Raw genomic sequence first — 20,506 nt, forward strand, 5'->3', positions numbered from 1 at the left:
GAAGAAATGCCTAAAATTGGCATTTAATCATTAAGTTCAACGTTAAAGCGATCAATATCGTTTGTGATTTCTACATCAACTTTAGGTGACGGGATCTTATAATCGTATACCCGTTCCCAGCTCTCATTACCTGGTGCTCGCTCCCAAACAGTACCTGCATTGAAAGTGACTAAATCATTCAGTGATGGATCTAAACTGCACATTTTAACAACAGGAATAGGTACTAAGTTTGATAGCTCATCTTCAAGAAACTCTTCGGTCTCATAGCCTGTAAACATACGCCATCCAGTATCATTAAGATGCTCAGGTACAGTTTTATACATAAAACGTATAGGCAGTGTTTCATCAAAGCACAGTTTTGAAACAAGCGCTAAAAAGCCGTTTTTGGTTTGATTTGTTTCTGAGTCGGTTGAGATAGGTGTGTCTACTTCAGGCGATTTCATAGCGTCTCTTTACTTAAAAATAATCAGCAAAATATTAATTGAGCCTATTCTAAACTTTCAGGCTGAATCAGGCTAGCAGCGGAAAGGCTAAGAAACGCCTAAGCTAGCTTTTTGGCAATATCTAAGCGCTTCATCTGCTGTATAAGCTAAATAAATCTATCTTAACTTTAGGGGAAGCATGATAGAATGGAGCGCTTGTTATGAATCATCTATATCTTCAGGAAAAATGAATGGCCAAGGGTAAGAAATACGACTATCAGGTAGTAGCAGAAGGTGAAACCTGGTCTGTAAAAATTTTGCGACAGGCAAGTGCCCGTAGAATAGTGGTATCAAAACGTCAAGATGGTTTTGCGACTGAAGATGAGGCTAAGGCTTGGGGCGAAGCTGAGCTAAAGCAGTTTATGGAACAGCAGATTGAGCGTAATAAACGCAAAGCTGAGCGCCGTGTTGAGCGTGATGAAGCTGAAGCAGCAGCGCAATCTCGCTATGAAGAAGCACAGGCCCGTTATGAAGCTTCACGTGTGGAAGACGAGTAAAGCTTTCTAGAGTTTAGTTTCTGCGATTTAGTTTTCTACGATACAACTACATAAAAAAGCCGAGATGAATATTCATCTCGGCTTTTTTTATAAGTGATAATTATATAGAGGAGACTTAATAAGTATCGCTATTATTGAAACAGTTGTTTTAATAGGTCTGTAGTCCGTGCTGCAGGATTCTCACGAATCTTTTTCTCTTCTACTGCCAACATTGTGAATAAACCGTTTAAGGCTTCTTCGGTAACATAGTTATCTAAGTCTACATTTACCTTATCCCCAACGAATGGAATCTCTTTCGCTTCACTAGCTAAGTCGTTGTAGTAACGTGTTGCGCCGACTTGACCAAGGGATTCCTCAACAGTTGGCTGAAAAAGCTCTCTTAGCTTACCGCTAGTTTTCTCTTTAAAGTACTGAGTAGCAGCATCATCTGAGCCTGAGTAGATCTTTTTAGCATCATCAAAACTCATCTCTTTTACAGCGCTAACAATAAGTTCAGTTGCTTGTGGTGCTGCTTTTTCAGCGGCACGGTTCATACTCTCTTCGAATTCAGTTACTTGGCTTTCTAGACCGTATTTTTTAAGTAGTGAAGCAACTTTATTAATGCCGTCAGGTAAAGGTATACGGATATCTTGATTATCCAGATAACCACCCGGCTGGCTGATCTCTTCTATAGCGCGTCGGCTACCGACCTCAAGTGCTTCTTTTAAGCCGTTAATTACGGTTTCAGTACTTAGGTCTGTGGCTTGGCCCGATGTGCTACTTGTTGTGTTACTACCCGTTGCCGTATCTAGAACTTTCTGTTGTACCTCTTCATCTTGAACTGCTTCTTTGAGCATATCAGCCCAACCAGCATAAGCAGTTGCGGATGTAATTGAAGCGGCCAGTATTGAAGTGATGAGATATGATTTTTTCATTATGCTTTTCCCTATGTCGCAATTGCACTAAGCATATCAGACAAGTACGAACGAAGCCTTAATAGGATTTAAAATTAGAAATAAGTGTTAATACAGAGCATAGCTATATATTTAGCTGATAGTAGCGCTACCCGGTTCAATTGAATAGGGAGATTTAATGTGTAGAATACTCAGTATCACCCAGTGGAAGCTGGTGACTTTATCTATTTATCAATGAAGTGAGGACGACCTCACCTCTCGATGCGTCTGGGGACGGCCCCTTTAATTATGGGGGCTATATGCATTGGTTCTTTTTGGTTCTAGCTGGGTTGCTTGAGATTGGTTGGGCAATTGGGCTGAAGTATTCTGAAGGTTTTAGCAAATTATGGCCATCGCTGGGAACCGTGTTGGCATTGTTCGCGAGTTTATTGTTACTTAGCTTTGCAATGAAGGCCTTACCCGTTGGAACTGCATATGGTGTATGGGTAGGTATTGGTGCGCTAGGTACAGCAATACTTGGTATTATCCTGTTTGATGAGTCCGTCAATATGCTTAAGTTAGTGAGCTTAGGCCTTATTTGCTTAGGTATTCTTGGTTTGAAGGTAGCGCATTCTTAGCACTGAGTTGGGCTCGTTGTTTTAAGGAATTATATGCACACGTCAAAAAAACCAATTGGGTTTTGGTCTGCTGTATCTATGGGTATAGGTGCAATGGTTGGAGCCGGTATTTTTGCCTTACTGGGTGAAGCAAGCGCTATTTCGGGTAGTGCTGTTTATCTCTCTTTTATTATGGGGGGAGTCATCGCGTTATTTAGTGGTTACTCCTTAGGTAAGTTAGGCGCGCGCTATCCCTCGTCTGGGGGGATAATAGAATACTTATCCCAGTCCTACGGGAGTGGTTTTTTTACCGGCACAATGGGGGTTATGCTCTATTTTTCGGCCATTGTTTCCTTAAGTCTCGTTGCTAAAGCCTTTGGGAACTATGCAGTGACGTTTCTGCTCACAAATGAGGCAGAGCAGCTATGGCGGGGATTCTTCACGGTTGGGATTATCGTTCTTTTTGTCTTAATTAATCTTAAAGGCGCTAAAGATGTAGCGGTATGGGAAAGGATTACGGTTGGAGCTAAGTTTATTGTATTGGCTGCGCTATCTATTACCGGCATTATTTATTTAGATCCGAGTTTGCTATCGCCTGATAACTATCCCCCGAATAAAGATATATTTTTTAGTCTTGCTATCACCTTCTTTGCGTTTGAAGGCTTTCGCGTAATTACCAATACGGCTGAAGATATGCCCGATCCCTCTAAAACGCTTCCAAAGGCGATGATGACAGCCATCTTATTAGTCATGCTGTTGTATGTTGCGATTGCTTTTGCTGTTTTTGGCAACTTGCCGACAGATCAAATTATTGCGGCAAAAGATTTTGCCTTGGCGGAGGCCGCCTTACCTATATTTGGTGAGATAGGGTTTACGATAGTGGCGATAACGGCGTTAATTGCTACGGCATCATCAATCAATGCTAATTTATATGCGGTGACTAATGTGACCTACCAATTAGCGAAAGATGGTGAACTTCCGGCTGAGTTTGGTAAGCCTATAGGGCATAGCCGAGAAGGGTTAGTGATTAGTGGTATTTTAATTATTATTTTGTCTCTGCTGTTTGATCTATCTGAAATCGCGGCTATAGGCTCAATCTCAATTTTATTTGTTCATACAGTGACTCATATAGGGCATCTAAAGATTCGAGCTGAAACCGGTGCGTCGCTGAGTTTAGTGGTTATTGCTACGCTGTTGAGTTTAATCGCGATGATTCTTGCGTTTGTCTATGTCAGCCAAAACTCAGGGCATATTGCGTATATTCTTGTTGGCTTTGTTTTAGTGGCGGGTCTAACAGAGGTTACATTGCAAAAAATAGCTAAAAGAGAAATAAAGCCAAGGATTGTCTAATAGGGTTTTAGGTGTGTTTTATTGTATTAAACCTTATTGATCTGATCACCTTTAGGTCAGCGGTTATTATTTAGATCAATGCCCAGTGGGGTAAACGATGAGAATAGTTTTTTGTTGTCAGATATAAAAAAGCCGAACCTTAAAGGGTTCGGCTTTTTTTAGCTGTAATGGTTTAACCCTCTTCTGGTTCGTACCCCAGATTAGGAGCTAACCAGCGTTCAGCTTCTTTCATCTCCATACCTTTACGTTTTGCATAGCTTTCCACTTGGTCTTCGCCGATTTTTGCTACACCGAAATACTGGGAGTCTGGGTGGCTGTAGTAAAAACCGCTGACCGCCGCTGTAGGCAACATAGCGTAAGAGTCAGTAATGGTCATACCTGTGTTTTTTTCAACCTCTAGTAGCTCCCATAGTAAGCCTTTTTCAGTGTGTTCTGGGCAGGCAGGGTAGCCAGGTGCAGGACGGATCCCTTTATATTTTTCAGCAATTAGGTCGTCATTGCTAAGATTTTCATCCGCAGCGTAGCCCCAAAGTTCTTTACGTACTTTATCATGCATCATCTCGGCTAATGCTTCAGCAAAACGATCTGCCAGTGCTTTAACCATAATGGAGTTGTAATCATCATGGTCCGCTTCGTATATAGCCACCAGTTCATCACAGCCATGGCCAGCGGTAACTGCAAAGGCACCTAAATAGTCGGCTTTGCCGCTTTCTTTTGGCGCGACAAAGTCGGATAGGCACATATGGGGTTTACCGGCGATTTTTTCTGTTTGTTGACGCAGGTTATGAACAGTCATAAGTACTTCAGAACGGCTGTCATCAGTATAGAGTTCAATATCATCATCACCAATTGTATTTGCCGGAAACAAGCCAACAACAGCTTTGGCCGTTAGCAGTTTCTCATCGATGAGTTTCTTCAGCATAACTTTGGCATCGGCAAAAAGCTTTGTAGCTTCTTCGCCAATGATTTCGTCATTTAGAATGCGAGGATAGCGGCCCGCTAGTTCCCACGAGTGGAAGAAGGGTGTCCAATCGAGATAAGGTTCGATCTCCGTTAAAGATATATCATCAAAAACAGTAATGCCTGGTTTGATTGGTACCGGTGGGGTGTAACTCTCCCAATCAATCTGAAACTTGTTGGCGCGTGCTGCGTTAAGAGGTACGCGGCGTTTGTCTGTCATACGGGCGGCATGACGTTGGCGTACTGCTTCATAGTCCTCTTGAATCTCTTTTACGTAGGCGGCTTTCTTCTCGTTTAATAGATTAGAGACAACATTCACTGCGCGTGAAGCATTGGTGACATGCACCACTTGGTCACGTTTATACCCGCGATCAATTTTTACCGCTGTATGGGCTTTAGAGGTTGTAGCACCGCCAATAAGAAGGGGAATGTTGAACTCTTGGCGTTCCATCTCTTTGGCAACATGCACCATCTCATCAAGGGAGGGGGTGATCAGTCCAGAAAGACCGATAATGTCGGCATTTTCTTCACGTGCTGTACGCAGAATTGTTTCTGAGGAAACCATTACGCCTAAGTCGATAATCTCATAGTTATTACACTGTAGAACCACGCCAACAATGTTTTTGCCTATATCGTGCACATCACCTTTAACCGTTGCGAGTACAACCTTGCCATTTGTTTTACTGGAGCCGGTTTTTTCCTCTTCGATAAACGGCATCAGATAGGCAACGGCTTTCTTCATTACGCGCGCTGATTTGACAACTTGCGGAAGAAACATTTTACCTGCACCGAATAGGTCACCCACGATGCTCATGCCATCCATGAGGGGACCTTCAATAACATGTAAGGGACGGTCATGATTTAGGCGGGCTTCTTCTGTATCTTCTTCGATAAATTCAGTGATGCCTTTCACTAACGCATGGGCTAAACGTTCATTGACGGGTAGGTTGCGCCACTCTTGGGTTTTTTCTTCAACCTCTACGCCATCGCCACGATATTTCTCTGCGATATCGAGCAAACGCTCGGTGGAATCATCGCGTTTGTTTTGAATAACATCTTCAACCGCAAGGCGAAGTTCTTCAGGTAGATCATCGTAGATTGCCAACTGGCCGGCGTTAACGATCCCCATATCCATCCCTTGTTGAATGGCGTGATAGAGAAATACACAGTGGATCGCTTCACGTACAGGGTTATTGCCACGGAAAGAGAAAGAGACATTGGAAACGCCGCCCGATACTTTTGCATGGGGCAGGTTCTTTTTAATCCAGCCGGTCGCTTGAATAAAATCGACAGCGTAGTTGTTATGTTCATCTATACCGGTCGCAACCGCAAAAATATTTGGGTCGAAGATTATATCTTCTGGCGGGAAGCCGACTTCATCGATTAATACGCGGTATGAGCGTTCACAGATATTTATTTTACGTTCAAAAGTATCGGCTTGACCATCTTCGTCGAACGCCATGACTACAACGGCAGCACCGTAGCGACGTAGCTTTCGTGCTTGGTGGACGAAGTTATCATGGCCCTCTTTTAAGCTAATGGAGTTTACAATTCCTTTACCTTGTATGCATTTTAGGCCCGCTTCGATTACCTCCCATTTTGAGGAGTCGATCATAATCGGCACGCAAGATATATCTGGTTCAGAAGCTATCAGTTTAAGGAAACGATCCATGGCAGCAAGGGAATCAAGCATCCCTTCATCCATGTTGATATCGATAATTTGAGCACCGTTTTCAACTTGTTGGCGAGCAACATCTAAAGCTGTTTCATAGTCTTGCTCTTTAATTAGTCGTTTAAACATCGCTGAACCGGTTACATTGGTACGTTCACCAACGTTTACAAACAAGGTGTCAGCGCCAATGTTCATAGGCTCAAGACCAGATAGACGACACTCTATAGGTAGTTCAGGAATTACTCTTGGCGCCTCAACTTCGACCGCTTCTCTAATGGCTTTAATGTGTGCTGGCGTAGTGCCGCAACAGCCACCAATAATATTTAGAAAGCCTGAGCGAGCCCATTCGCCAATCTCTTCAGCCATCTGTTCCGGTGTTTCATCATAAGCACCGAAAGCATTAGGTAGGCCTGCATTAGGGTGAGCAGAGACAAAGGTGTCAGATATGCGGGAAAGTTCTTCCACGTATTGGCGAAGCTCTTTCGGTCCCAATGCGCAATTGAGGCCTATAGAAATGGGTTTTGCATGGCGAACAGAGTTCCAGAACGCTTCGGTTGTTTGACCCGATAGTGTGCGTCCTGATGCATCGGTAATGGTACCCGAAATCATTACGGGGAGGCGTATATCATGTTCTTCGAAATAGGTTTCTACTGCATAGATACAAGCTTTAGCATTGAGGGTATCAAAGATAGTCTCAATCAGAATAATATCTGATCCGCCTTCGATGAGGCCTGCTAGGGATTCGGTATAAGCATCAACTAGCTCATCAAAGCTGACATTACGGAAAGCCGGATCATTTACATCTGGGGAAATTGAACAAGTACGGTTAGTTGGGCCGAGTACACCGGCTACATAGCGAGGACGATTAGGTGTTTCTTTAAGTATTTCGTCACAGGCTAGACGTGCTAAACGAGCAGCTTCAACGTTTATTTCACGGCTGATCGATTCCATCTCATAATCAGCCATTGCGATCTGAGTGGCATTGAATGTATTCGTCTCAATGATATCAGCCCCCGCAAGTAGGTACTCACGGTGAATCGCTTTAATAATATCTGGCTGGGTCAGCACTAAAAGATCGTTATTCCCTTTGACATCTACCTGCCAGTCAGCAAAGCGCTCGCCACGATAATCCTTCTCTTCCAATTTATAATCTTGGATCATCGTGCCCATACCACCATCTAAAATCATGATGCGGTTTTTTAGGCTTGTGGAAAGTGTTTCATAAAGCGTTTTATCTGTCACAGCAACGTACCTGAATCAGCGACTAAAAAATTATAAGACGCGATTATAAATCAATTAGTTAAGAAAGGGGGTGAGGAAAGTTAATGTCTTTATGAGTAGCGTTCAATTTGCCCCTGTTTTTCGGTGTACTGTTAGCAATTAGTCACTGTTGATCTAAAGAATAGGGACTTACCCCTTAAAATTTTTGTAGATGGTGGTAGAATGCGCGCACTTTGCGGTTTATAAGCATAATTTAATGCTCTGGTTAGTTAATTTTTTGAGTGTTTTCCAGTATTATGTGCGCCGCAACATAAATGGCTGTAAGGTCATTGCTAAAAATACACCCGTAGTTGAGATATAATGATCTGCTTACGTGGCGTTTACGTGTTACTTAATCACTTAGTGAATAAGTAGCGAAAGGGGGAAACCGAGGTCACTCGGTAAAGATGAGCAAACGCAGGATTTAGTCTATGCTGCAGACATTCTTAAAGTGCAAGCTACACCGTGTAACGGTCACTCACGCTGAGCTTCACTATGAAGGTTCATGTGCGATCGATGGTGTATTGCTTGATCAGTCAGGCATTCGTGAATATGAATTAATTCATATTTACAATGTGAATAATGGCGAACGCTTCACTACGTATGCAATTCGTGCTGAAGATAATAGCGGAATTATTTCCGTTAATGGCGCAGCTGCGCACAGAGCGAGTAAAGGTGATTTGCTAATCATCGCTTCATACGTTCAATTGGACGAAAAAGAAGCTGATGCTCATCAACCAACGCTTTGTTACTTTGAAAATGCCAAAGCGGATGGCGGTGTTGGTGCATCTGATGAAGAACTTCATCAGCGTAATGTACTGACAGGAGTTAAACAGGCAATACCTGTTCAACCTAAAGATATTTGATTTCTAAAGCCACCCTCTAGGGTGGCTTTTTTTTGCAGCCTCTGTTGGTAACAACAGGGGCGCTTTTGTTTATGTGTTCAGAAATTTATTTTGACTATTTTGCTGACATAGCATTCTTGCAAGGCTGCTCGATAGCAGGTAAATTGGCGCGCATAGATAATTGTTTATTAAATCATTTTGTTGCCTACATCAATTAATTTAAGGAGTCGCGTGTGGAACTCGCTTGTCTTGACCTTGAAGGGGTCCTAATCCCTGAAATCTGGATCGCTTTTGCTGAAGAAACAGGTATTGAAGAGTTAAAAGCAACCACCCGTGACATCCCTGATTACGATGAATTGATGCAGCAGCGCCTTAGAATTCTCGATGAGAATGGCCTAACATTGCCGCAGATTCAGGATACTATTAGTCGCTTATCTCCTCTAGAAGGCGCGGCGGAGTTTGTTGATTGGCTACGTGAGCGTTTCCAGTTGATTATCTTGTCTGACACTTTTTATGAGTTTGCTCAGCCATTGATGCGCCAACTGGGTTTCCCAACATTATTGTGTCATAAGCTAGAAGTGAATGAAGAGGGACGTATTACTGATTATACGTTGCGTCAGAAAGATCCAAAGCGTCAATCAGTACGTGCTTTGCAATTACTTAATTATCGAGTAATCGCCGCAGGTGATTCATATAATGATACAACCATGCTTACGCAAGCTGAGTCCGGTATTTTATTTCATGCGCCCGATAACGTAATTGCTGAGTTCCCTCAGTTTCCGGCCGTACACACTTACGAAGATCTGAAAAAAGAGTTTCTAAAAGCGAGTAATCGTAATCTAACTCTTTAATTTATTGTTATTTTTTACTAAACCCTAGCTTAAGGTTGTCTTATATCAATCTTAGCTGGGGTTTTTGCTTTATACTAAGCTGCAGTTTTTGACTGCATGCTTCTCAGTTTGCTATCACTATCTTTATAAATATCAATTGATTAGGTTTTTTACTTCATGCTTAACGCATTGATTTTGACCGCTTGTGCTGATTTGACCGACCAATTGTCCGGATGTTTTTGTAGCGGATATGATCTGAGCTATGGCCGGTGTAGCAGTGAGCCACTTCCCGTTAGTTGTAATTTGGCTATTATTGGTAGTGATCAGTTTGATAGCTCCGGTACGGAGGGTGTAGAGAAAACGCTTGTAGAAAAAACGATCGCTGAATGTGAGCGTTTAGGTATCCCAGTGTTCTTAGCTTGGACTGATTTAAAAGATGACTTTCGGGCATTAGCTTTAAAATTAGGTTGTACTGATTACCTAGCGCCACCCTTTATTGAGTCTGTTGTTAATTCCAAATGCAAAACCTATTCAGGCCTTGCAAATCTGAGACGAAACTTATTAGTTGAACCTAGAAGTACAGTTGAGGGCGCGTTAAACCTTACTGATAATCAAGTTAATTTAAATGATCTTAATACAGTGCAAGACGCGGCTATCTTATGTTTAGCGACTATTGCACGGGTTAGAGATCATTCAACGGGTAATCATATTCTCCGTACTCAACACTATGTTAAGGCATTGGCAGAGCATCTACGCCGTAGTCCAGAGTATCGAGATGAACTCGATGATGAAACGATTGAGCTTTTTTATAAAACATCGGCGTTACACGATATAGGTAAAGTGGGTATACCTGATCGAATCCTAAAAAATCCAGGAGAGCTATCGACCGAAGAGTATGAGGTTATGAAAACCCATGCCCGGCTTGGGTATGAGGCTATGCACGCCGCTCAGCAATTGATTGAGCATCAATCCAGCAGTCGAACCATTCGGTTTTTAGCTATTGCTCAGCAAGTGACATTGAGCCACCATGAGCGTTGGGATGGTCAAGGTTATCCTGAAGGCTTAAAAGGTAAAGAGATCCCTTTGGTTGCTCGCTTGATGGCGGTCGCTGATGTCTATGATGCGATGATTTCCCGTCGACCTTATAAAAGTGCAATGGATCATAGTTATGTACGAGAGGCGATAGCTAAAGGCAGTGGTAGCCATTTTGACCCAACCGTTGTTAATGCCTTTTTAGATCTTGAAGGTATGTTTGAGCGTATTTCTCAGGCATTAGAAGATGCTTTCCCATCCTCTTCTGAGATGACTCTGCACTCACTTTCTGATCTTATGGACGGGGATAAGGAAGATAAAAGTTTCTAAATTAGAGCATCGTATCTTCTAAGCAGTGTAGTAAGTTATTGACCTTATCAAAGGTCTCTTCATATTCCATCTCTTTAACAGAGTCGGCAACAATGCCGCCGCCCGCCCAGCAGTAAATATGATTTTCTTCACACAGCAAGGTTCGAATCGTAATACTGGTATCCATCCTTCCGCATAAGCTGATATAGCCAATTGAACCGCAGTAAACTGCTCGGCGGTGAGGTTCTAGCTCTTCGATAACTTCCATCGCACGAATTTTTGGCGCACCCGTGATAGAACCACCTGGGAAGCAGTGGGCTAATAATGAGATCGGCGTGTGCTCTTCGCTTAATGTACCGGTGACTGTGCTTACTTTATGGTGAACGTTAGCATAGCTTTCAATTGTAAATAATTTAGGGACTTTTACACTGTTATGCGTGCAGACCTTACTGAGATCGTTGCGTAAAAGGTCGACAATCATTAAGTTTTCTGCCTGATCTTTAACTGAATCTCTCAGCGCTTGTTTTAAGCGTTGATCCTCTTCTGGGTTATTCGATCGAGGCCGTGTACCTTTAATCGGCTTTGTCGTGACCTGCTGCATTTTGGATTCAAGAAACTGCTCTGGCGAGAGTGATAAAATAGGTGAACTCTCTGAATCAATAAAGGCCGAGTAGGGCGTAGGCGCGACCTCTCTTAATGCTTTGTAGGCCAACCAAGGGTCGCCTGTAAATTGGCTGTCGAACCGTTGAGCGAAATTAACTTGGTAGCAATCTCCCGCATGGATCAGTTCATTTACTTTTTCTAGCTTTTGTTTGTATTCAGGGGCGGTGAGATTGGCCGTAAAAGGGCGCTTTAGCCTAAACTTATTTGTTTCGGGTGCTGATACTACGTCAGCTCTCTTTGTTGCTAATAAGGTGTTTAGTTGCTGAAGAACTTCTGCTTCTACACGGCTATCTGCCACGAGTTGCGTGGTCTGCTCTTTGTGATCAGTAACAATCGCCCATAAGTACATGCCAACACGCATATCTGGCAGAGAGGAGAATTGCTTGGCAATCGTGGGTATTTTCTCTAGAGAGCGCCCGAGATCATAAGAAAAATGACCGATAATCCCGCCTTGAAAGGGTAGGTTTTCAATCTCTTTTTGATCTGTTTTGTATTTGCTATAGAGCTGTTCTAGTTGTTCAAAGGCATTTTTATTATCGGCATTTAATTCTAGTGTCTCTACGGGTGCTGCCGCGATAATGTCATAACGTCCCCAAGGACATTTTGGCCGGCCGCTGTCGAGAAAGACGGCATGGCCAAGGTGGCGAATTGTTTCAAAGTAAGGTTGGCTGTCGGCCAAATAGGGAAGTGCGCTTTGAGTAATCAAGGGATCGGCTTAAATAGCAAGTTACAAAAGTAAGGGTAGATTGTAAGTAACCCGATTGTCAGTGTCTATTTAAAGTCGGATTAATTGATTGCGACCAAAGATTGTCGACAAAATGCTTAATCTAAAGGCGGATTAGTCTAAAATAGTTTCAATAAAGCTGTAGGCGTAAAGCGTACAATTTTCTAAGTTAAAGAAGAGACAGTCGTTAATGAAGCATCCTTTTACGGTAGAACAACGTGAATTTCATCTTCCAGATCAGCACATTGTTTATCGACTTTATCGTAATCCAAATATTGAGACTAAGCGCCGCTTAGTACTACTTCATGGCGCAGGCGTCGCTGGTGTTGATACGTGGGAATTTATCATTGCTTTCTTAACTCAATGGTCAGAAGTATTAGTGCCAGATCAGCGAGGAATGGGCGATACCCACTATCCTGATGGTAAAGAGCACCCCTACACCGCTCAAGCTTTAGTGGGTGATCTAAATGCATTGGTTGATCATTTAGGCTGGTGGACCTTTGATTTGGGTGGTTACTCGATGGGCGGTTTAGTGGCACTTCTATTTAAACAGCAACACACAGATCGAGTGGGTAAGCAGTATTTACTGGAATCAGCTGTATTGGATCGCCCTTGTTGGGAAACAACTATAGATTTAAGAGAACAGTTTTCGCAAGCCGCGCTACACCTGCGTGGTGCATCAGATATAAAGAAAGGGATTGTAAACTTTCTTGATGCTATCTCGCCGAATAGAAAAATCTCACCAGAAGTTGAGGCACTGACTGTTCAGCGCTTAGGGATGAGGCCTGAAGGCTTTGCAAATGCGCTTGATTGCGTCACAACGGCTATCCGTCATATTGATAGAGATGAGTTGGTGGCATCTCAAGGGGATGTAAGTAGTGTAATTGGAGGAAATAGTGTTGAGTTAATGCATCAGTACCAACGGGAGTTGGCTGAACGCTTACCTAATTGGCACTATTTTTTGATGACAGGTACAGACCATTCCTTGCCATTTCAAAAGCCACGCCAAATTGCACGAATAATGAATGATGAATTGCTGCGCTACATAGGAAAATAGAAATATCTAAGTAAGAGGGCAAAACCCTTAAACTTTTGTATTGTGTTGACAATAATTGGGCATTTTCGAGTTGACTGCGTTATTTAGCGAAGGTATCGTGGCTTTAGTTCGAGATTGTCGACAATTTATAATGTGAGTTGTTATGACAGAAAGTATAACTAGCAAGATGTTTCAATCTGAAACACGCACTTTGGCTGATAGCGTTTGCGAGCAAATTGTAACTGCAATCGTGATTGGAGAAATTCCACCAGGCCAAAAAATTAGCGAGCCTGAGCTAGCTAAGACTTACGGTATTAGTCGGGGCCCATTACGTGAAGCAATGCGTAAATTAGAAGCCTTGAGACTTGTTGAACGTAAGCCGCATATAGGTGCCCGTGTTGTTAATCTGTCGGCAAAAGAGCTAATCGAAATCTATCGAGTTAGAGAAGCCCTAGAAGGTATGGCTTGTCGTTTAGCGGCGGAAAATATGCCGCAAGATGAAATTGATAGTTTACGAGATCTGCTTGATGAACATGAACAGAGCATCGATCAGCTTGATGGGCGCTCTTATTTTCAAAAAGAGGGTGATTTGGATTTTCACTACCGAATTGTTAATGGCAGCAAGAATGCAAAGCTATTGGAATTTCTCGGCGGAGATCTTTACCACCTTGTACGAATGTATCGATATCAGTTCAGTGTCTCTAGTTCCAGACCAAAACGCGCACTAAAAGAGCACCGCCAGATCATAGACGCTATTGAGTCACGTGATCCCGAATTGGCAGAAATGCTTATGCGTCGTCATATTGGAGCAGCCCGCAAAAATGTGGAAGATAAACTGAATGCAGCGACCGAATCCAGAGGGGAATAACATGTCTAAACACCTATCTGCAGGTGCACGTTTTCGTAAAGCGCTAGCTGAAACTAGCCCATTACAGATTGTAGGTACAACAAATGCCTACCATGCAATGATGGCTGAACGCGTTGGCCACAAAGCTATTTACTTATCTGGTGGTGGTGTTGCAAATGCCTCCTACGGTCTACCTGATTTGGGTATGACGTCAATGAATGACGTACTAGAAGATGTACGCCGTATCAGCAGTGCTGTTGAAACACCATTATTGGTTGATATTGATACAGGTTGGGGTGGTGCTTTTAATATTGCCCGCACGATTAAAGAGATGACTAAAGCCGGCGCTGCTGCCGTGCATTTAGAAGATCAGATTGCGCAAAAACGTTGCGGACACCGTCCAAATAAAGAGATCGTATCTTTAGAAGAGATGGTCGATCGTGTTAAAGCAGCGGTTGATGCTAAAACAGATGACGACTTCTTTATCATTGCCCGTACAGATGCATTCCAAATGGAAGGCCTTAATGCTGCGGTTGAACGTGCACAAGCCTGTTTAGAAGCCGGTGCTGATGGTATCTTCGCTGAAGCTGTACATACTTTAGATGATTACAAAGCGTTCTCTAAAGGGATTAATGGCGCACACTTATTGGCGAATATTACCGAGTTTGGTGCTACACCTCTGTTCAATAAAGATGAGCTAGCGGAAACCGGCTCAACGATGGTGCTTTATCCTCTGTCTGCATTCCGCGCGGCCAATAAAGCTGCCTTAAATGTTTATGAAGCTTTACTGCGTGATGGCGATCAGAAAGCGGTTGTTGATACTATGCAAACTCGCATGGAACTATACGATTTCTTGAACTATCACGATTTTGAACAAAAATTAGATGGCTTGTTTGCTGAAGGTAAAAACAAATAAGTAGGCGAGTTAAGCCGATCATTATTTTAAATTAGTAACGAGCAGGCCGTTAGAGCCTGCCATATATAACAGGAGCACAATATGGTAGATAAAAAACTGAGCGGTGCGGGTCTGCGAGGACAATCCGCTGGTGAAACCGCCCTGTGTACTGTAGGACAAAGCGGCGCAGGCCTAACCTACCGTGGCTACGATATTAAAGAGCTAGCTGACAATGCACAGTTCGAAGAAGTTGCTTATCTGCTGCTTTACGGCAAGTTGCCTAATCAGGCCGAACTAGATGCCTACAAAGCAAAATTAAAGGGTATGCGGGCGTTGCCTGACGCACTAAAAGTAGTGTTAGAGCAGATTCCTGCAAGTGCACATCCTATGGATGTTATGCGTACCGGTTGTTCTATGTTGGGTAACTTGGAAACAGAGCAAGATTTTTCTGAGCAGCACGATCATATCGACCGTATGTTGGCGACGTTTCCAGGCATTATCAACTACTGGTACAACTTTAGCCACAAGGGCAAACGTATCAATGTAGAGACTGACGCAGACTCTATCGGCGAGCAGTTCCTATGGACGCTACATGATAAAAAGCCAGAGCCTTTGCATGTTGATGTAATGCACGCTTCATTGATTCTCTATGCAGAGCATGAATTCAACGCCTCTACATTTACTGCACGTGTATGTGCATCGACTTTATCTGATATTCACAGCTGTGTGACTGCGGCTATCGGTTCTCTACGTGGACCATTGCATGGTGGGGCTAATGAAGCCGCTATGGCGATGATCGAGAACTGGCGTTCAGCGGATGAAGCTGAAGAAGAAGTGATGGGCATGTTAGCGCGTAAAGATAAGATCATGGGCTTTGGCCACGCGATCTACCGTGAATCAGATCCACGTAATGCGATTATTAAAGAGTGGTCTAAAAAGCTCTCTGCGCAAGTAGGTGATGAGTACCTATATGATGTATCTGAGCGTGTTGAAGCGGTTATGTGGCGCGAGAAAAAGCTATTTTGTAATGCTGATTTCTTCCATGCATCTGCTTACCACTTTATGGGCATTCCTACTGAATTATTCACGCCAATCTTTGTTTGTTCGCGTGTAGCAGGTTGGACTGCTCATGCAATGGAACAGCGTGCTAACAACCGAATTATCCGCCCAAGTGCCGATTATACTGGCCCTGAAAGTGCGGAATGGGTTGCTATCGAAGATCGTGATTAATTGATCTGATTAGGCTGCTTTACGTTTATAAGCAGCCTAAATTTTTTAAATTTTTAGATAAGGAAAGCGAGCTTTATGTTGAATGCACGCTTTACCTCTCTGAACCATAGCTAATGGAGTTCAGACCTAATGAACACTGAATATCGTAAACCTTTACCGGGTACTGAGCTTGATTATTTCGATACGCGTGCAGCGATCGAAGCGATTCAGCCAGGTGCTTATGCAAAATTGCCTTACACTTCACGTGTATTGGCGGAACAGCTTGTGCGTCGTTGTGAACCAGAAACACTTACCGACTCACTGAAGCAGATCATTGGCTTTAAGCGCGATCTGGATTTCCCTTGGTATCCAGCACGTGTAGTCTGTCATGACATTCTAGGCCAAACCGCACTCGTCGATTTGGCTGGTTTGCGTGATGCTATTGCTGAGCAAGGGGGGGATCCTTCCAAAGTAAACCCTGTTGTTCCTACACAGTTAATCGTTGACCACTCTTTGGCTGTTGAAGCGGCTGGCTTTGATCCTGATGCTTTTGAAAAAAACCGTGCTATAGAAGATCGCCGTAACGAAGACCGTTTCCACTTTATCGAATGGACTAAAACTGCGTTTGAAAACGTTGATGTTATTCCAGCAGGTAACGGCATCATGCATCAGATTAACTTGGAGAAGATGTCTCCGGTTATTCAAGCGCGCGATGGCGTAGCTTTTCCTGATACTTGTGTCGGTACCGACTCGCACACCCCTCATGTTGATGCCCTAGGTGTTGTCGCAATTGGGGTAGGCGGCCTTGAAGCTGAAACCGTTATGCTTGGCTTGCCATCTATGATGCGCCTACCTGACATTATTGGTGTAAAACTGATTGGTAAGCGTCAGCCAGGTATTACAGCGACAGATATAGTACTGGCAATAACTGAATTCCTACGTAACGAGAAAGTTGTATCCTCTTACCTTGAGTTCTTCGGCGACGGCGCAAAAGAGTTAACTATCGGCGACCGTGCAACGATCTCCAACATGACACCTGAGTTTGGTGCATCAGCGGGTATGTTCTACATTGATGAACAAACCATTGATTACCTAAAACTTACTGGTCGTGAACCAGAGCAAGTTGAACTTGTAGAAAAGTACGCTAAATTAACTGGCCTATGGGCGGATGATCTAGAAAACGTTGAATACGAACGTGTACTTGAATTCGACCTATCCACTGTATGTCGTAATATGGCTGGTCCATCTAACCCACACCGTCGTTTGCCAACTTCCGACTTAGAGTCCCGTGGTATTGCGGTGCATTTAGATGAAGCGCTAGAAGAGGAAGCTGAAGGCTTAATGCCGGATGGTGCAGTGATTATTGCCGCCATCACCTCTTGTACTAACACCTCTAACCCACGTAACGTAGTTGCAGCAGGTCTGATAGCTAAAAAAGCCAATGAGCTTGGTTTAGTGCGTAAACCTTGGGTTAAATCTTCCTTTGCTCCAGGATCCAAAGTAGCCAAACTCTATCTAGAAGAAGCCGGTTTGCTTTCAGAGATGGAAAAACTCGGTTTTGGTATTGTGGCTTACGCATGTACAACTTGTAATGGTATGTCCGGTGCACTGGATCCAAAAATTCAGCAAGAGATCATTGATCGTGATCTTTATGCAACGGCAGTGCTGTCAGGTAACCGTAACTTTGATGGGCGTATCCATCCTTATGCGAAACAGGCTTTCTTAGCATCACCACCATTAGTTGTCGCTTACGCGATTGCGGGTACCGTGCGTTTCGATATTGAGAAAGATGCTTTAGGAAAAGATAAAGAGGGTAACCCAATTACCCTAAAAGATATCTGGCCAAGTGATGAAGAGATTGATGCATTGGTGGCTAAATGCGTTAAACCTGAACAGTTTAAGCAGGTTTATATCCCAATGTTCGATCTAGGCGCACGTGAGCAAGCAAAAAGCCCACTATATGATTGGCGTCCAATGTCTACCTATATTCGCCGTCCTCCTTACTGGGAAGGCGCTCTTGCTGGTGAGCGTACTATGAAAGGTATGCGTCCATTAGCGGTACTAGGTGATAACATCACAACCGATCACTTATCCCCATCTAATGCGATCCAAGCATCAAGTGCTGCAGGCGAATACTGCGCGAAAATGGGCTTGCCTGAAGAGGATTTCAACTCTTATGCAACTCACCGTGGCGATCACTTAACGGCACAACGCGCGACATTTGCAAACCCTAAACTGCTTAACGAAATGTGCCGAGATGAAAACGGCGAAGTTAAGCAAGGTTCTCTTGCTCGTATAGAGCCAGAAGGTAAAGAGAGCCGCATGTGGGAAGCAATTGAAACCTACATGGAACGTAAACAGCCGTTGATCATCGTTGCCGGTGCTGACTATGGTCAGGGGTCCTCCCGTGACTGGGCAGCGAAAGGTGTGCGTCTAGCGGGTGTTGAAGCGATCATGGCTGAAGGTTTTGAACGTATTCATCGTACTAACCTTGTGGGTATGGGTGTGCTTCCTCTACAGTTTAAAGAGGGCGAAACACGCCATACTTATAATATCGATGGTACTGAAACCTTTGATGTTGAAGGTGAACTATCACCCCGTGCAGAATTGACTGTGGTTATTCATCGCACCAATGGTGAAACGGTTAAGGTTCCTGTGACTTGCCGCTTAGATACAGCTGCAGAAGTGCATGTGTATAAAGCGGGCGGTGTACTACAACGCTTTGCTCAAGATTTCCTTGAAGAGAGCGCTTAAGTTCACGGCATAAATACCGGATAGGTGCAGTGTTAATAGGTTGGTAGGGTTTCTAACAACTAACCTATTTATCAAAACGCTGCGCCGATCACTATAGCAGTGATTAAAATACAAGATTATTTACTAACAATAACTGGCCAGAGTAGAGGCTCCAACAGAGAGTAGGAAAGTTATTGTTATTAAGTGATTCTTACTAAAATAGTTACTAAATATTTTTCATAATCGCGGGTGCGGTAACGCGCTTGCATAGTTTTTACAGGTTTACATAATATGGCAGCGCATGTTCCTCAGATTAAAATCCCTGCAACCTACATTCGTGGCGGCACAAGTAAAGGTGTTTTCTTCCGTCGACAAGATCTGCCTGAAGTAGCACAAGTACCTGGTAAAGCACGTGATAATATCTTATTGCGTGTAATTGGTAGCCCTGATCCTTATGGCAAACAGACCGATGGTATGGGTGGTGCGACTTCAAGTACCAGTAAAACGGTTATCTTAGATAAAAGTAGTCAGCCAGATCATGATGTTGATTACTTGTTCGGCCAAGTCTCTATAGATAAAGCCTTTGTTGATTGGAGTGGTAACTGCGGTAACTTAACCGCTGCCGTCGGTGCATTTGCCATTAGTGGTGGGTTAGTTGATGCCGACCGTATCCCTGAAAACGGCACCTGCGTTGTTCGTATTTGGCAGGCTAATATTAAAAAAACCATTATTGCTCATATACCAATTACTAACGGTGAAGTACAAGAAACCGGTGATTTTGAACTAGACGGTGTTACCTTCCCAGCAGCGGAAGTCGCCGTTGAATTTATGGACCCCGCCGATGGTGAAGGCTCCATGTTCCCAACAGGTAATCTGGTTGATGATCTTGAAGTGCCTGGCGTGGGAACGTTCAAAGCCACAATGATCAATGCAGGTATACCGACTATCTTCCTAAATGCCGAAGAGATTGGTTATACAGGAACAGAGCTGCAAGAAGCGATTAATGGCGATCCAGCAGCACTTGAGCGGTTTGAAACCATTCGTGCATATGGCGCTATGCGTATGGGGCTGATTAGCGATCTATCTGAAGCCGCTGCTCGTCAACATACCCCTAAAGTTGCTTTCTGCGCGCCAGCAAAAGCGTACGTTTCTTCAAGTGGCAAACAGCTCACTGAAAATGATATTGATCTTGTTGTTCGCGCACTGTCTATGGGTAAATTACATCACGCTATGATGGGCACTGCGGCTGTAGCCATTGGTACTGCCGCCGCGATCCCAGGTACCTTGGTTAACTTAGCAGCGGGTGGCGGTGAACGTACCGCCGTTACTTTTGGGCATCCATCAGGCTCCCTAAAAGTAGGCGCTGAAGCAAAATTAGTGGATGGGGAATGGACTGCGACAAAAGCAATCATGAGCCGCAGTGCACGCGTATTAATGGAAGGCTGGGTACGTATTCCTGGTGATTCCTTCTGATCTCTGGAGAATGCCACATAATACGTGGCATTGTTTGGATTTATAGATCTAACTGGATCTAAGAGTTGAAGAACGCCGCGTAGATTGGTTTCCCTATCAGGATCAATCTGCAGTTCTTCTTTGAGCCTTATGTGTAAACATAAGGCTTTTTTTTGTTTAGTATTATCGGCATTAGTGTAAAAATGCGATTGTTTAATTGT

General features: G+C 43.6%; 16 protein-coding genes. 12 read left to right on the forward strand and 4 right to left on the reverse strand.

The genetic code is table 11. The features are described from left to right. Positions 1-23 precede the first annotated feature (23 nt). Positions 24-443: a DUF2185 domain-containing protein gene (locus tag Q4486_RS03650; RefSeq protein WP_303415288.1), complete on the reverse strand. Its 420-nt coding sequence runs from the start codon at positions 441-443 to the stop codon at positions 24-26. A gap of 230 nt (positions 444-673) precedes the next feature. Here Q4486_RS03650 and Q4486_RS03655 point away from each other — a divergent pair, with 230 nt between their 5' ends. Continuing rightward, a complete protein-coding gene (locus Q4486_RS03655) occupies positions 674-979 on the forward strand; it encodes a DUF3622 domain-containing protein (protein ID WP_303518336.1) in 306 nt (101 codons plus the stop codon). 131 nt (positions 980-1,110) lie between these two features. Here Q4486_RS03655 and Q4486_RS03660 read toward each other — a convergent pair whose 3' ends face one another. Continuing rightward, complete coding sequence (locus Q4486_RS03660) at positions 1,111-1,893, reverse strand: DUF4197 domain-containing protein (protein WP_303415285.1); 783 nt, start codon at positions 1,891-1,893, stop codon at positions 1,111-1,113. Between the two features lie 278 nt (positions 1,894-2,171). On the opposite strand from Q4486_RS03660, the gene sugE reads away from it, so the two are divergent. Together sugE and Q4486_RS03670 are read left to right on the forward strand one after the other, a co-directional pair. After that, positions 2,172-2,489, forward strand: coding sequence for a quaternary ammonium compound efflux SMR transporter SugE (gene sugE / locus Q4486_RS03665; RefSeq protein ID WP_303415283.1), 318 nt, complete (start codon positions 2,172-2,174; stop codon positions 2,487-2,489). Between the two features lie 33 nt (positions 2,490-2,522). Next, positions 2,523-3,818, forward strand: a complete 1,296-nt coding sequence (locus Q4486_RS03670) for an APC family permease (RefSeq protein WP_303518337.1) — start codon at positions 2,523-2,525, stop codon at positions 3,816-3,818. Positions 3,819-3,990: 172 nt separating this feature from the next. On the opposite strand, the gene metH is transcribed toward Q4486_RS03670, so the two are convergent. Beyond that, positions 3,991-7,692: a methionine synthase gene (metH, locus tag Q4486_RS03675; protein ID WP_303518340.1), complete on the reverse strand. Its 3,702-nt coding sequence runs from the start codon at positions 7,690-7,692 to the stop codon at positions 3,991-3,993. 449 nt (positions 7,693-8,141) lie between these two features. Here metH and panD point away from each other — a divergent pair, with 449 nt between their 5' ends. The 3 genes from panD to Q4486_RS03690 all read left to right on the forward strand — a co-directional run bounded on the left by panD (position 8,142) and on the right by Q4486_RS03690 (position 10,747). Then, positions 8,142-8,576 (forward strand): aspartate 1-decarboxylase, encoded by a 435-nt coding sequence (gene panD, locus Q4486_RS03680; RefSeq protein ID WP_067864057.1) that lies wholly within the window; start codon positions 8,142-8,144, stop codon positions 8,574-8,576. Positions 8,577-8,788: 212 nt separating this feature from the next. Beyond that, positions 8,789-9,406 carry a bifunctional phosphoserine phosphatase/homoserine phosphotransferase ThrH gene (thrH, locus tag Q4486_RS03685; protein WP_067864060.1) on the forward strand — a complete coding sequence of 206 codons (618 nt, stop codon included), beginning with the start codon at positions 8,789-8,791 and terminating at the stop codon, positions 9,404-9,406. A 156-nt stretch (positions 9,407-9,562) separates the two neighbouring features. Next, entirely contained in the window at positions 9,563-10,747 is a 1,185-nt protein-coding gene (locus Q4486_RS03690) for an HD-GYP domain-containing protein (protein ID WP_303518343.1), read from the forward strand. Between the two features lies 1 nt (position 10,748). On the opposite strand, the gene pabB is transcribed toward Q4486_RS03690, so the two are convergent. Next, the gene (pabB, locus tag Q4486_RS03695) at positions 10,749-12,095 is read right to left on the reverse strand and encodes an aminodeoxychorismate synthase component I (RefSeq protein ID WP_303518345.1); all 1,347 of its coding nucleotides are present in this window, start codon (positions 12,093-12,095) and stop codon (positions 10,749-10,751) included. A gap of 208 nt (positions 12,096-12,303) precedes the next feature. On the opposite strand from pabB, the gene Q4486_RS03700 reads away from it, so the two are divergent. The 6 genes from Q4486_RS03700 to prpF all read left to right on the forward strand — a co-directional run bounded on the left by Q4486_RS03700 (position 12,304) and on the right by prpF (position 20,306). Next, complete coding sequence (locus Q4486_RS03700) at positions 12,304-13,170, forward strand: alpha/beta fold hydrolase (RefSeq protein WP_303415273.1); 867 nt, start codon at positions 12,304-12,306, stop codon at positions 13,168-13,170. Positions 13,171-13,312: 142 nt separating this feature from the next. Continuing rightward, positions 13,313-14,017 carry a GntR family transcriptional regulator gene (locus Q4486_RS03705; RefSeq protein ID WP_303518346.1) on the forward strand — a complete coding sequence of 235 codons (705 nt, stop codon included), beginning with the start codon at positions 13,313-13,315 and terminating at the stop codon, positions 14,015-14,017. Position 14,018: 1 nt separating this feature from the next. Further along, positions 14,019-14,912, forward strand: a complete 894-nt coding sequence (gene prpB / locus Q4486_RS03710; RefSeq protein ID WP_303415270.1) for a methylisocitrate lyase — start codon at positions 14,019-14,021, stop codon at positions 14,910-14,912. Positions 14,913-14,993: 81 nt separating this feature from the next. Beyond that, complete coding sequence (gene prpC / locus Q4486_RS03715; protein ID WP_303518349.1) at positions 14,994-16,121, forward strand: 2-methylcitrate synthase; 1,128 nt, start codon at positions 14,994-14,996, stop codon at positions 16,119-16,121. Between the two features lie 129 nt (positions 16,122-16,250). Then, positions 16,251-18,854: a Fe/S-dependent 2-methylisocitrate dehydratase AcnD gene (gene acnD / locus Q4486_RS03720; RefSeq protein WP_303518351.1), complete on the forward strand. Its 2,604-nt coding sequence runs from the start codon at positions 16,251-16,253 to the stop codon at positions 18,852-18,854. A gap of 270 nt (positions 18,855-19,124) precedes the next feature. Further along, on the forward strand, positions 19,125-20,306 hold the full coding sequence (gene prpF, locus Q4486_RS03725; RefSeq protein ID WP_303415265.1) for a 2-methylaconitate cis-trans isomerase PrpF: 1,182 nt from the start codon (positions 19,125-19,127) through the stop codon (positions 20,304-20,306). The last annotated feature ends 200 nt before the right edge of the window (positions 20,307-20,506 follow it).

Source organism: Neptuniibacter sp. 2_MG-2023 (assembly GCF_030547495.1).
In the GTDB taxonomy this organism is placed as follows: Bacteria; Pseudomonadota; Gammaproteobacteria; order Pseudomonadales; family Balneatricaceae; genus Neptuniibacter.

Coding starts and splice junctions, on each gene's coding strand:
- Q4486_RS03655 (WP_303518336.1), top strand. CDS start 674: ATGGCCAAGGGTAAGAAATACGACTATCAGGTAGTAGCAGAAGGTGAA.
- Q4486_RS03670 (WP_303518337.1), top strand. CDS start 2,523: ATGCACACGTCAAAAAAACCAATTGGGTTTTGGTCTGCTGTATCTATG.
- Q4486_RS03705 (WP_303518346.1), top strand. CDS start 13,313: ATGACAGAAAGTATAACTAGCAAGATGTTTCAATCTGAAACACGCACT.
- prpC (WP_303518349.1), top strand. CDS start 14,994: ATGGTAGATAAAAAACTGAGCGGTGCGGGTCTGCGAGGACAATCCGCT.
- prpB (WP_303415270.1), top strand. CDS start 14,019: ATGTCTAAACACCTATCTGCAGGTGCACGTTTTCGTAAAGCGCTAGCT.
- prpF (WP_303415265.1), top strand. CDS start 19,125: ATGGCAGCGCATGTTCCTCAGATTAAAATCCCTGCAACCTACATTCGT.
- Q4486_RS03650 (WP_303415288.1), bottom strand. CDS start 443: ATGAAATCGCCTGAAGTAGACACACCTATCTCAACCGACTCAGAAACA.
- panD (WP_067864057.1), top strand. CDS start 8,142: ATGCTGCAGACATTCTTAAAGTGCAAGCTACACCGTGTAACGGTCACT.
- Q4486_RS03700 (WP_303415273.1), top strand. CDS start 12,304: ATGAAGCATCCTTTTACGGTAGAACAACGTGAATTTCATCTTCCAGAT.
- Q4486_RS03690 (WP_303518343.1), top strand. CDS start 9,563: ATGCTTAACGCATTGATTTTGACCGCTTGTGCTGATTTGACCGACCAA.
- Q4486_RS03660 (WP_303415285.1), bottom strand. CDS start 1,893: ATGAAAAAATCATATCTCATCACTTCAATACTGGCCGCTTCAATTACA.
- acnD (WP_303518351.1), top strand. CDS start 16,251: ATGAACACTGAATATCGTAAACCTTTACCGGGTACTGAGCTTGATTAT.
- sugE (WP_303415283.1), top strand. CDS start 2,172: ATGCATTGGTTCTTTTTGGTTCTAGCTGGGTTGCTTGAGATTGGTTGG.